General features: G+C 44.2%; 8 protein-coding genes and 2 pseudogenes. 5 read left to right on the top strand and 5 right to left on the bottom strand.

What is annotated here, in order from left to right; all coding sequences use genetic code 11:
* Window positions 1-261 precede the first annotated feature (261 nt).
* Window positions 262-1344, top strand: a complete 1083-nt coding sequence (locus VCASEI_RS18560; protein ID WP_006742744.1) for a glycerol dehydrogenase — start codon at window positions 262-264, stop codon at window positions 1342-1344.
* Window positions 1345-1394: 50 nt separating this feature from the next.
* Here VCASEI_RS18560 and VCASEI_RS18555 read toward each other — a convergent pair.
* From VCASEI_RS18555 to VCASEI_RS18545, 3 genes and pseudogenes are all read right to left on the bottom strand, one after another.
* Window positions 1395-2567 (bottom strand): annotated as a pseudogene (locus VCASEI_RS18555) (heavy metal sensor histidine kinase); the annotation flags it as partial.
* Window positions 2568-2606: 39 nt separating this feature from the next.
* Window positions 2607-3757, bottom strand: a protein-coding gene (locus VCASEI_RS18550) for an IS3 family transposase (RefSeq protein ID WP_110957783.1) whose coding sequence is annotated in 2 segments (ribosomal slippage) — window positions 2607-3514 and window positions 3514-3757 — 1152 coding nt in all. Because the reading frame shifts where the segments join, the coding sequence is not laid out codon by codon here.
* 63 nt (window positions 3758-3820) lie between these two features.
* Window positions 3821-4539, bottom strand: a pseudogene (locus VCASEI_RS18545) (IS3 family transposase); the annotation flags it as partial.
* A 332-nt stretch (window positions 4540-4871) separates the two neighbouring features.
* Between VCASEI_RS18545 and uhpT the strand changes: the two are divergent.
* From uhpT to uhpC, 4 genes are all read left to right on the top strand, one after another.
* The gene (gene uhpT, locus VCASEI_RS18540; protein ID WP_110957852.1) at window positions 4872-6269 is read left to right on the top strand and encodes a hexose-6-phosphate:phosphate antiporter; all 1398 of its coding nucleotides are present in this window, start codon (window positions 4872-4874) and stop codon (window positions 6267-6269) included.
* 296 nt (window positions 6270-6565) lie between these two features.
* A complete protein-coding gene (gene uhpA / locus VCASEI_RS18535) occupies window positions 6566-7174 on the top strand; it encodes a transcriptional regulator UhpA (protein ID WP_110957851.1) in 609 nt (202 codons plus the stop codon).
* Window positions 7174-8673, top strand: a complete 1500-nt coding sequence (gene uhpB, locus VCASEI_RS18530; RefSeq protein WP_110957850.1) for a signal transduction histidine-protein kinase/phosphatase UhpB — start codon at window positions 7174-7176, stop codon at window positions 8671-8673. The genes uhpA and uhpB overlap by 1 nt, the downstream gene beginning before the upstream one ends.
* 5 nt (window positions 8674-8678) lie before the next feature.
* On the top strand, window positions 8679-10019 hold the full coding sequence (gene uhpC / locus VCASEI_RS18525; protein ID WP_110957849.1) for an MFS transporter: 1341 nt from the start codon (window positions 8679-8681) through the stop codon (window positions 10017-10019).
* A 561-nt stretch (window positions 10020-10580) separates the two neighbouring features.
* Here uhpC and galM read toward each other — a convergent pair.
* Entirely contained in the window at window positions 10581-11657 is a 1077-nt protein-coding gene (gene galM / locus VCASEI_RS18520) for a galactose-1-epimerase (RefSeq protein ID WP_162621110.1), read from the bottom strand.
* The gene (gene galK / locus VCASEI_RS18515; RefSeq protein WP_110957848.1) at window positions 11654-12820 is read right to left on the bottom strand and encodes a galactokinase; all 1167 of its coding nucleotides are present in this window, start codon (window positions 12818-12820) and stop codon (window positions 11654-11656) included. Before galK ends, galM begins: the two co-directional genes overlap by 4 nt.
* Window positions 12821-12852 lie beyond the last annotated feature (32 nt).

Below are 12852 nucleotides of genomic sequence, written 5' to 3'. Positions count from 1 at the left end.
TATTGAAACAACGACTTCGGTATTTTCGTTTCAATATGAAACGAAAAACGACGAATTCGCTTGAATAGTGATCGGCGCCATAAAGCATACTAATGCTTATTACTTCTGACAGTCGGTTTGACACCGAGGTCATAAAAGCATGGAACAAAACCAGAGATATCCTTCACCACTTACCTCACCAAACCTAATATAAACCTTATCGCTACAATGGATTTTCATTGCAGTCCAAAACACACATAAAAAAGGTTAAAGGTTTGAATTATGGACAAAATTATTATCAGCCCAAGCAAATACGTCCAAGGTGAACAAGTACTTACATCTATCGCTCACTATGTGAAAACATTAGGTGAACGTCCGTTAGTCATTGCCGATGAGTTCGTGACTAACCTGGTTGGTGATGACGTCAAACAAAGCTTTGCTGACGAAAAGCTTCCACTCACTATGAACATTTTTGGTGGCGAATGTTCACGCGTTGAGATTGAACGCATCACGGACATTTGTGCCACTCAAAAACACGATGTCATTGTCGGTATTGGTGGCGGTAAAACCTTAGATACAGCTAAGGCCGTTGCGTTTTACACCAAAATTCCTGTCGTGGTGGTTCCTACGATTGCCTCGACTGATGCGCCAACCTCTGCTCTTGCGGTGATATACACACCTGAAGGTGAGTTTGCAGAATATTTGATGATCCCTAAAAATCCAGACATGGTCATCATGGATACATCAGTCATCGCCAAAGCCCCTGTTCGCCTACTGGTATCGGGGATGGGCGATGCGCTCTCCACCTACTTTGAAGCTCGTGCCAACATGACCTCTGGTAAGGCAACAATGGCAGGTGGTTTAGCGACGCGTTCAGCGCAAGCTCTTGCGAAGCTCTGTTATGAAACCTTGCTTGAAGATGGTGTAAAAGCAAAAGCTGCGGTAGAAAATGGTGTGAGCACCAAAGCGGTAGAAAATATTATTGAAGCCAATACATACCTAAGCGGTATAGGTTTTGAAAGCAGTGGCCTAGCAGGCGCTCACGCTATTCATAACGGCCTAACCAAGCTCGAAGAGTGTCACCATCTCTATCATGGTGAGAAAGTCGCGTTCGGCACACTTGTTCAACTGGTGCTAGAAAACGCAGCGATGGAAGAGATTAATACGGTTCTCGCCTTCTGCCGATCGGTAGGTCTACCAACCAACTTATTTGATATGGGCGTTAAAGAGCTTAATCACGATAAATTGCGCGAGGTCGCCGAAGCTTCAACGGCCGAGGGAGAAACCATCCACAATATGCCATTCCCAGTGACGGCAGAAAATGTCTACTCTGCAATTCTAACCGCTCATCAACTGGGCCAATAACCCAAATAAAAACGAGTTTGAGTCTCAAAAGGCAAGCCAAGGTTTGCCTTTTATGCTTCAACGGACTTATCACTTCCATTGACACCTGCCGATGGCAACATCAAAACAAACCGCGTCCTGTCTTTATCTGATGTTACTTTTATCTGTCCTTCATACGCTTGCACGATAGATTGGGTAATCGACAAACCTAGCCCTGCACCGACGCTACCTACATGTTGGCGAGATTTATCTGCGCGATAAAATCGGTCGAAAAGGTACGGTAAGTTTTGCTCGGCAATGGAGTCACCTTGGTTGCTGACCGATATCGTAACCCATTCATCAACCTCTTGAACGTCAATCACAATGGTTGAATCAGCATACGCATGGCGAATCGCGTTGGAGAGCAAGTTGCCCACCGCACGCTCAAACATGTTTTTGTCCATATAGAGCTGACCGTCGCCTGAGTTCACGATTCGAACCTCGGCATCTTCGGCCAATATTTCAAAATACGCGACCAAGCGGTCGATTTCCTCCCGCACCGCAAACACTTCGTCATGGCGATGAATGAGCTTGTTTTCAGCCTTGGCAATGTAGAGCAAATCGTTGATGGTTTTCGTGATGCGGTTGAGTTCTTCTAACGTTGAGGCAATCGCATCCTGATATTCCTCAGGCGTTCGACATGCACCTAAAATGACCTGATTTTGCGTAGTAATGTTGGTGAGTGGCGTTTTTAACTCATGTGCTATATCAGAAGAAAACTCGCTCAAGCGGCGAAAACCAGTTTGCAACCTATCGAGCATCGCGTTGTGTTTGTTGGCTAACTCGCGCAGTTCTATTGGCAACGAATCGGGGTCGAGACGAATGCCCATTTGCTCTGGGGATATCTGTTGAATGTGCTGATTCAACCCCACAATCGGCTTCAACCCACGTTTTACAATCCAACCGCTCAACGCGGAAGAAATCACAAACGCCAAACCGAGCGCCCAAAACAAAATCCAGTCGAGTTTATCCAAAAACAAAATATGGTGGTTGATACTCATGCCGAGCACCACCTGATACTCCCCAGCTTGAAACGCAAACGCGCGGATATTCAGCGAGTCCTCACTCCATTCGATGGCGCGCTCGTGATTTAAAACCTGAGGTGAGCTAATGCTATAGGCTCGGTTCTGAGGAATCGTCAGGCTCGAATTCTGATACACGTTCTGCTTGCCTTCAAACACCCACATGTAGAGCGTGCTGTTATTGGGGTCTGATGATCTGCTCCAGCCAGACTGGACACTTCATTAAGCGACATTTTGCTGTTCAAAGTTAACAGGGCTTAGATACCCAAGAGCACTGTGCCTTCTTGTCCGATTATAATCAACCTCTATGTACTCGAAGATCGTTTGACGCATCTGGTCTCTCGTCATAATCGGCTCATATTGGATCGCTTCAACTTTCATCGAATGGAAGAAGCTCTCAACACAAGCATTGTCCCAGCAGTTTCCTTTCCTACTCATACTTTGCTTTAGATTATAAACAGTTATGAGGTCTCGATAATCTTTTGAGCAGTACTGACTACCTCGATCACTATGAACGATAACCTGCTCAGGAAATTCGCGACGGAACAAAGCCATTGATAGAGCATCACAGACCAGCGTAGCCGTCATTCTGGTATCCATAGACCATCCGATTACTTGTCTTGAGTAAAGGTCAATAATTACTGCCAAGTACAACCAGCCTTCGCTTGTCGCAACATAGGTGATGTCTCCCGCCCATTTTTCATTCGGAGCCGCTGCGTTAAAGTTCTGAGCCAGCAAGTTTGGAGCAACTGGCATTTGATGCTTGCTGTCTGTCGTGCACTTAAATTTACGTGCCGCTTTCGGCGTTAAATCTTGACGCTTCATACTGGCCGCAATGGTTTTCACATTGTGGTTATCACCGCTCTCAGACAGTTCTTTTTGGATTCGCCTTGAGCCATCTCGGCCTTTGCTGTTATCAAAAGCTTCTTTGACCTTTGTATCAAGCTCTTGGCGAACTGCCTCGCGTTGGCTAGCCTTATGGCGATGTTTAACCCAGTAATAAAACCCACTTCGGGATACCCCGAATACCTTAGCCATACGTACAATATTGAAGTACATCAGGTGTTCGAGCATAAATTCGTAGCAATTTACTTTAGATTTTTCGCGAAGTAGGTGGCGGCCTTTTTTACAATTTCTAGCTCTTCTGCTTGCTCAGCCAACTGCCTTTTGAGCTTGGCAACCTCTGCGGCTAGCTCTTGTTCTCGCTGACTAGTATTGGTGTCTTTCTTCGAGTTCTTCCGCCACCCGTAGATTTGAGATTCATGTAAAGAAAGCTGCCTTGCAGCCGCAGCTACTCCCACTCTCTCTGCTAGTTTTAGGGCTTCTGCTTTAAATTCAGGGGAATGTTTAATTCTAGTTTTCTTAGTTGTCATTGTTCACCTCGTTAGTGATTGTACTCACTTAACTCAGTGTCCAAAACAGCTGGAGCGGATCATCCACCGATTACCGGCCCAAATATACGTAACATCGCCAACCCAGACTTCATTTGGGACGGTAACAGCAAACTGGCGACCTAAGTGATTTGGAATTTCAATATGTTCTTGTGCAGCCTTTCTGTAACGATACTTTGGTTCTTGGCAACTCACTAAGCCAAGAGTTTTCATAAGCTTTATTGCTCGGTATCGGCTCAGCTTTACCCCCTGATTTGTGACTATATCAGCAATGGTTCTCGCTCCCGCAGAACCATTGCTTGCGGCGTGAGCCTCGCTAACCAAGCTGCGGAGTTTTACTGTTTCAGCAGTAATTGCCGTTGGGCGTTTAAGCCAATAGTTATAACTACTTCGGTGAACATTGAAGACTTCGCATAATCTTTTTACGCTGTAGCTCTGCTTGAGTTTCTTGATTATCAAGAATTGTTCAGTGAGTCCGACATCAAGAGAGCCGTGGCTTTTTTTAGTATTTGATTATGCTATTCAAGGCGAGCCAGCTTCTTTTTCAATTCCCGAATTTCTATTTGCTCTGGGGTCATAGGTGAAGCTTTGGGTGCTTTTCCTTGGCGCTCTTCTCTGAGCTGGCGAACCCACTTATCCATTGTGGATTTGCCCACATTCATGGCTTGGGCCGCTTCATTCACTGAGTAATTCTGATCTAGGACTAACTGCGCTGCTTCTAACTTAAATTCTGCGCTAAATAATCGTCTTGTACGTTTTGTCATAATGTCACCTGTTAATTTATGAGGTGATGATATCACCTCTAACTAAGTGACCAAATTCACTATGCCACTACAGTCAAGTATATGAAAGTGTAGGAGAGGAATAAAGATTCATACGGCAGCTGGTTATTGTATCTAATTCAAATTAAATTTTAATACCCCATACAGAATGTGATGATTTTCACATTTTTCATCCATTCGTCATTTTCTAGGAATTTTTCTTAGTTGATCTAAGCCCTCCTCTCATGTGGTACAAAACAAGACTCTCTAAAATCGCTTGCAGTTAAAAGAAAGCGAGCACGCAAGTGCATCACACTAATCCAAGAGAGTTCACGATGCTAAAGTTCCTTGAACAAGTCCGAAAACCTACCCTCGATCTTCCAGTAGAAGTACGCAGAAAAATGTGGTTCAAGCCATTTATCCAATCTTACCTAGTGGTATTCATAGGTTACTTAACCATGTATCTGATCCGTAAAAACTTCAACGTCGCGCAGAACGACATGATTTCAACTTACGGTTTGTCGATGACAGATCTAGGTTTGATTGGTCTGGGTTTCTCGATTACTTACGGCATCGGTAAGACCGTAGTTTCCTACTACGCCGATGGTAAAAACACCAAGCAGTTCCTTCCTTTCATGCTTATCCTTTCTGGCCTGGCAATGCTTGGTTTCAGTTTCAGCCTGGGCGGTGGCAGCGCGAGCTTGTTCTTGATGGTTGCGTTCTACGCACTAAGTGGTTTCTTCCAAAGTACTGGGGGTCCTTCTAGTTACTCGACCATCACTAAGTGGACGCCTCGCAACAAGCGTGGTTCTTACTTAGGTCTTTGGAACATGTCTCACAACGTAGGTGGTGCGGGTGCTGCAGGTGTTGCTCTGTTTGGTGCTAACTACTTGTTTGACGGTCACGTAATCGGCATGTTCGTGTTCCCTTCTATCATTGCGATCATCGTTGGTTTCATCGGTATGCGCTATGGTAACGACTCTCCTGAAGCCTACGGTCTAGGTAAAGTAGAAGAGCTATTTGATGAAGCAGTCAGCGAAGAAGACGAAGCGGCTGAAGGCAATCAAATGACCAAGAAAGAGATCTTTGTTGAATACGTTCTAAAGAACAAAGTGATCTGGCTACTTTGCTTCGCAAACATCTTCCTTTACATCGTGCGTATCGGTATCGACCAATGGTCAACGGTTTACGCATACCAAGAACTTGGTCTATCAAAAGAAGCAGCAATCTCTGGCTTTACCCTATTCGAAGTGGGTGCGCTTGTGGGGACTTTGATGTGGGGTTACCTGTCTGACCTTGCAAATGGTCGCCGTGCGCTAGTGGCTTGTGTTTCTTTGGGTTTGATCATCGTATCACTTGATTTCTACCAACACGCAACCAGTGAGTTCATGTACCTAGCGTCGCTATTTGTTCTTGGCTTCCTAGTGTTTGGTCCTCAACTGCTTATCGGTGTTGCTGCGGTTGGCTTTGTTCCTAAAAAAGCAATCAGTGTGGCAGACGGGGTAAAAGGCACATTCGCTTACCTAATTGGTGACAGCTTCGCGAAACTGGGTCTTGGCATGATTGCAGACGGTACACCAATCTTTGGCCTAACGGGTTGGAAAGGCACGTTTGCTGCCCTAGATACCTCAGCAATGATTTGTATTGTTTTGCTTGCTTTCGTTGCTATCGCTGAAGAGAAAAAGATTCGTCAAAACAAGAAGAAGCTTGAACTCGCAGAAAACCAAGCTTAATCAACCAGCGCGCTTTGCCAGTCAAAGCGCGCTAGATCATTAAATAAACTTGGTCAATTTAGTATCATAGTAAGTTTCTATTGAGCTTAGATACCAATCGAAACAAATAGATGTTCATTCTGCTGGCTAAAATCACTTATAGCTTTGTTGGAGATTTTGTAGTTAGAGCAACTAGCTAACGGCAATCTCCGCCTCGCTCTAAGCGATTTTTTCTGCGCAATTTTCTAAACACTTATTTATCTCGATTGGTATTGAGCTCATTTTCGTTTGTGTATTGCTGAAGTTTGGTATTTAAGATGATTAACGTAGCGCTTGTTGATGACCATGTCATTGTTCGTTCTGGATTTGCTCAGTTGTTGAGCCTTGAAACAGACATGAATGTTGTAGGTGAATTTAACTCGGTAGCAGAAGCTCGAATGGGATTACCTGCGTGCAAGCCAGATGTGGTTATTCTAGATATCTCGATGGCAGACGAAAGTGGGCTTACCCTACTCGCCGAAATCCCTTCAGGCATTGCTTGTGTCATGTTAAGCGTGCACGACTCTCCCGCAATGGTTGAAAAGTCACTTAAACTCGGCGCAAAAGGTTACCTAAGTAAACGTTGTAGCCCAGACGAGTTGATTCAAGCAGTAAGAACCAGTGCATCGGGCGGTTGTTACCTAACATCCGATATTGCGTTGAAGCTCGCGACACCAAGTGACAAAGCGGCAACGCTAACTCAACTGACTAGCAGAGAAAACGAAGTATGCCAATTATTGGCTCGTGGTTTGGATGTGAAGTCAATAGCCACTGAGCTTGGCTTAAGCCATAAAACAGTTCACGTTCACCGTGCAAATGCCATGGATAAGCTTGCCGTGAAGAACAACGTTGAACTTGCCAAGCTGTTCTCTCAAGAGTCATTTTAATGCGTAACTACACCATCACGTCAATTTGCGGTTTGTTCATGACAGGATGCTCTTGGTTCTGTTTGTGGGTGATCGCCTATTACTTTGTGAACGATGCCGAATTGGCGATCTTGCTGTTCCCGTTTGCTCTGCGTTTAGGCTTAACACTGCATACCCGTACAAAGTACTGGGCAACAATTTACCTTGCTGAATGGGGGCTGACCATAGCGTTAGCCCTGCAGCTTGAACAGCCACAATGGTTAATGGTCTTGGTAGCCAGCGCATTAAGCATCCCTGTGGTTTTCTTGGCAAAGCGTTATTACAAAGGTGATCAAAACCAGCATTTGGCGGTATTGGCAGTGGTACTTCTTGTCACATCTTGCATTAACGTGCTTGCGGTTGGATATCATGTTCAGTCTGCCTACATGGCATGGTTAGCGAGCATTACTGGCGGCTTATTAGTTTTGCCAATGTGTTATTTACTTTGGCATTATCTCTTTCGAAGCCCTTGGTCCCCGCTTACCTCAAATTTATTAACTCACGAAGTCCACTTCAAAGTTCGTCATATCTTGCTTTATAGCGTGCTTTTGATTGCCAGTATTTTCGTGCAAACCAGTTTACCAGAAGAATTTGCCCGCTTTGCGCCATTCTGCATGGCGATTCCAATCATCGTGCTTGCATTCCGTTATGGTTGGCAAGGAGCACTTCTTGCGACCATGTTGAACAGTATTGCGCTGATTGCTGCGCGAAGTGGCGTTTCGAAACTTGAAATCACTGACCTACTCTTGTCTCTTTCAGCACAAACGTTAACTGGCATCATGCTTGGTTTGGCGATACAAAAACAAAAAGCTCTTAACCAAAAACTAAGTGGGGAATTGACTCGCAACCAAACACTGTCACGTCAGCTAATTCAAGCAGAAGAATCTGTACGTCGTTACGTTGCAAGAGAGTTACACGATGAGATTGGTCAAAATATCACAGCTATCAGAACCCAAGCAAACATCATTAAGCGCGTTGATAATGTCGAGATGAGCACACGCTGCGCCGACATGATTGAGAGTTTATCGCTGAATGTTTATGACACCACCAAGCACCTTCTCAGCAAACTAAGACCTAAGATGCTAGATGATTTGGATTTAAAGGAGTCCGTCCACCAGTTAACGCGTGATATGGAGTTCGATAATCACGGAACACACGTCGTTCTAAATTGGCAAGGCGATTACGAGTCATTAAGCGACATATTGCAAGTCACGGTATTTCGTCTTTGTCAGGAAGCGTTAAACAATGCTGCGAAATACGCAAATGCGACGTCCATCGTTATCGAGTTGTCCATTGAAGATCACCTTTTATTGAATATTGTGGACAACGGCATAGGTTTTAAAGCCGAAGATTGCATGAAAGGAATGGGGGTGCGTGGTATGCAAGAACGAGTACAAGCGTTAGGTGGAAAAATGTATCTCTATTCTTTAAATGATTATGTGGATGGTACACAAATCGCTATCAAACTACCTAAAGAGTAACAAGCATGTTTGGTTTATGTCTATCTCCTAACCACAACCAAGCTCTCCTTGATAAAAAACAAGTAGATGAATGCTATCGTTACTGGCGCTTGCATATCATGTTGGGTATGTACCTTGGTTACGCGGGCTTTTATTTCACCCGTAAAACGTTCAACTACGCGGCACCAGCGATGATCGCCGATCTCGGTTTAGATAAAGGCGATATCGGTATGATTAGTACCCTTTTCTACATCGCTTATGGCTTATCTAAATTTATCTCAGGCACTATATCTGACCACTCTAACCCACGTTTTTTCATGGGATTTGGTTTAATCTCGACGGGCTTAATCAATATCGCATTCGGCTTTTCAAGCTCTTTGGTTGCACTTGCAGCACTTTGGGTTATGAACGCATGGTTTCAAGGATGGGGTTGGCCTTCGTGCTCTAAGCTGCTTACTACTTGGTATTCACGTTCCGAACGTGGTTTTTTATGGGCTATTTGGAATACCGCTCATAATGTCGGTGGTGCTCTAATTCCCCTACTCGTTAGCGTCTTAACGGTACATTACAGTTGGCGAGAAGGATTTATCATACCTGGTATTATCGGTGTTGTTACTGGCGTGGTCGTTTGTTGGCGTTTACGGGACAAACCAACCACACTAGGTTTACCAACAGTTGGTCAATGGCGTAACGACGAGTTAGAACTGGTACAAGAAAATCACGGACAAGGCCTACGTTACAAAGAGATCCTCAAGCAGTATGTGTTCAATAACAAGTATATTTGGTTGCTCGCGTGTAGCTATGTTCTTGTTTACATCGTGCGTACCGCGATCAACGATTGGGGTAATTTATACCTGACAGAGCAACACCACTTTAGCTTGATCAATGCCAACGCCGCTTTGTCTATGTTTGAAATCGGTGGCTTTGTTGGTTCTCTTGTTGCTGGCTGGGGTTCGGATAAATTATTCGGTGGTAACCGAGGCCCAATGAACCTTCTATTTTCCGCAGGAATTTTTCTATCTGTTGCTGCGCTGTGGCTTATGCCTTTAACTAACTTTGCGTTCCAAGCCGCAGGGTTGTTTTCCATTGGATTCTTCGTATTCGGTCCACAAATGCTGATTGGCATGGCGGCAGCAGAATGTTCACACAAAGATTCGGCTGGTGCGGCTACTGGTTTTGTCGGACTATTCGCCTACATGGGAGCCGCCCTCTCTGGCTACCCACTTGCGTTGATTCTTGAAAAGTACAGCTGGACTGGATTTTTTATCACAATTTCTGTTTGTGCTGCCATAATAGGCTTGTTATTACTGCCATTCTTACAGGCTCAACCCTCTCGAAAACCGCTTGCTCCCAAGCTTAGGTTGTAGACATCACACCCTCATTCAAAATCCACTATTTTTGCTTCCCATTCAGGAAGGAGGGGGATATCGGTATATATGACGCACCTGCAGCAAATAACCGTCCATTTCGATTAATCCATTGGAATTACTGATTTCTCTTTAAGAATGCCTAAATTAGATATGCGGATCAATAAATTACCCCGAGTTAGGCTCAAAATGGACAACCTGACCGATAAATTGTCCTGAGTTAGACTCAAAACGGGCAACCTAACCGATAAATTGTCCTGAGTTAGACTCAAAACGGGCAACCTGACCGATAAATTGTCCTGAGTTAACCCTAAAGACACTCAAAACATCTTACAAATTGCACGAAAAACAGGACAAATTAGGTCTAAAATGAAAATGGAAATGACAGCTCTATAGTAACGCCTAGTCTAGGCTTAAGCCATTAACGATTTTTATCAGAACGGAACACCTAGATGAACTAGAACGAGAGTTAAGCGTCCTTAGTTTCTTTTCAATATCAACTATCAACGTCCCTTGAAAAAATTAGCCTAATGACAAAAATATTCGGCTTAAAAAAGGTCATTAACCAGAACAAAGCTTAAATACATAACTCGTTTGATGCTGATAAGTTTCCCGAGGATGAAGAATTGATTCTGCCTCTCCCCATTCAGGATGATTCACTTCGTCAGGAAAAAACTGAGTTTCCAGCGCAACCCCATGATGATTAGAGTACGACTGACTTGCTCCTTCTGTCCCTTCTAAAAAGTTTCCAGTATATAGCTGCAAAGACGGCTTTGTGGTCAATACCGCCATTATTATATCTTGATGCGGTGATATCAATTCAGCTACCGTTAGGCCATCTTTACAATTTTCAGGGTTCAATATCATTGCATGATCATACCCACTCGCAATAACCTGATCGTCATCGGATAAAAAATACGTTCCTATCTTTTTGCTATGATTAAAGTCAAATGAAGTGCCCTCACAAGCCTTCAGTTCTCCAGTAGGTATCATACTTTCCGTTGTTGGCAAATAATGAGATGCTTTAATTTTCAACCAATGATCTTTCGCTGTATACGAAGAACCTTCTCCAGCGAGGTTAAAATAAGCATGATTAGTCAGGTTGACTGGGCATGATTTATCTACAGTTGCGTGATAAGTAATCGTCAACTTATTATCGTCGGACAATTGATAACACACTTCAGCATTCAAATTACCAGGGTAACCCTCTTCTCCATCGGCAGAAAATAAACTAAAAATAACGAATTGTTCACTTTGTTCTTTAATCTCCCACCGCTTTTTATCAAACCCCACATCACCACCATGTAATGAATTAACACCATTATTAATAGGCAACTGATAAGTTTGATTATTTAAAGAAAATCTTCCCAAATGAATACGATTGGCAAAACGCCCTACGATTGCACCTAAGTAAGCCGTTTGTTTGAGGTGTGAGGCCATATTCTTTGCGCGTAATAACAACTCTCGTGGTTCACCATTAACCGATATACAAGCACTTAGCCATGTCGCACCAACATCCATAAACGACACTGTCATTCCGGTACAATTAGTTAGATGAACAAGCTTTGCAGGCTGCCCATCTAACCAATTTGATTCCCTCATTTCCTCATTTAATCGCTGTAAATGGGCTTTATTCATACCACTTCTCCAGCTCCATCCATCGCTTTACACACATAAATGGTTTCTTTTAAGCCGGTTTTCGTTTGGTATTGCGCTTCTACGGCTTGCTTCACTGCATCAACCAGCGACGGTGGAACTAGTGAGACTACGCAGCCGCCGAAGCCGCCGCCGGTCATGCGTACGCCGCCTTGAGTACCGATCACTTCTTTTACAATATCGACAATGGTATCGACTTCTGAACAGGTGATTTCAAAATCATCACGCATTGAAATATGAGATTGCTCCATTAATACTGCAAGGCGTGCCATGTCGTGATTTTTGAGGGCTGTTGCCGCTTCTACCGTACGATCATTTTCCGTGATGATATGACGAGCACGTTTGGCGACGACTGGATCAAGATCGGCTTGGCGCTCGATAAACTGTTCAATCGTCACATCGCGTAGTGCTTTCACGCCAAAGAACTCGGCGGCGGCTTCACATTGCTGACGACGCGTGTTGTATTCGCTATCCACCAAGCCACGTTTTTTATTCGAGTTAATGATCACAATCGCCATATCTTCTGGCATTGAAACCGCTTGAGTTTCCAGTGAGCGGCAATCAATTAATAGTGAATGATTACGCTGTCCTTCGGCGGAAATGAGCTGATCCATAATGCCGCAGTTGCAACCGACAAATTGGTTTTCTGCTTGCTGGCCGTTAAGTGCAATCTCTTGTTGAGAAATCTCTAGGTCATAAAGCACTTTGAATGTTTGCCCAATCACCACTTCTAGCGCGGCAGATGAGCTCAGCCCTGCCCCTTGAGGCACGTTGCCGCTGACCGTAATATCGGCACCTTTAAACTGATAACCACGCTTTTGTAGGCAATCAATCACACCACGAATGTAGTTAACCCACATGACGTCTTTATCAAACTCAAGCGGTTGTGAAATATCGAATTCATTGACTTGGTTGTCATAATCAACCGCAATTACGCGCACGATATTGTCATCACGTTTAGCGGCTGCAACAACGGTTTGATAGTCAATCGCGCAAGGTAATACAAAGCCGTCGTTGTAGTCGGTGTGTTCACCAATGAGGTTTACACGCCCCGGCGCTTGAATGATGTGTTGGGCGGCGTAGCCTAATACAGTTTCAAACGCATTAGATACCGCTTGGATAAGTTGAGTGGTTCTTTCAGTCATAATAAGGCCCTAAATCGTTTCTCGTGGCTCGG

This window comes from Vibrio casei (genome assembly GCF_002218025.2).
In the GTDB taxonomy this organism is placed as follows: Bacteria; Pseudomonadota; Gammaproteobacteria; order Enterobacterales; family Vibrionaceae; genus Vibrio; species Vibrio casei.
Note: the sequence above shows the minus strand (reverse complement) of the source record. Positions and strands in the feature narration are given on the sequence as shown.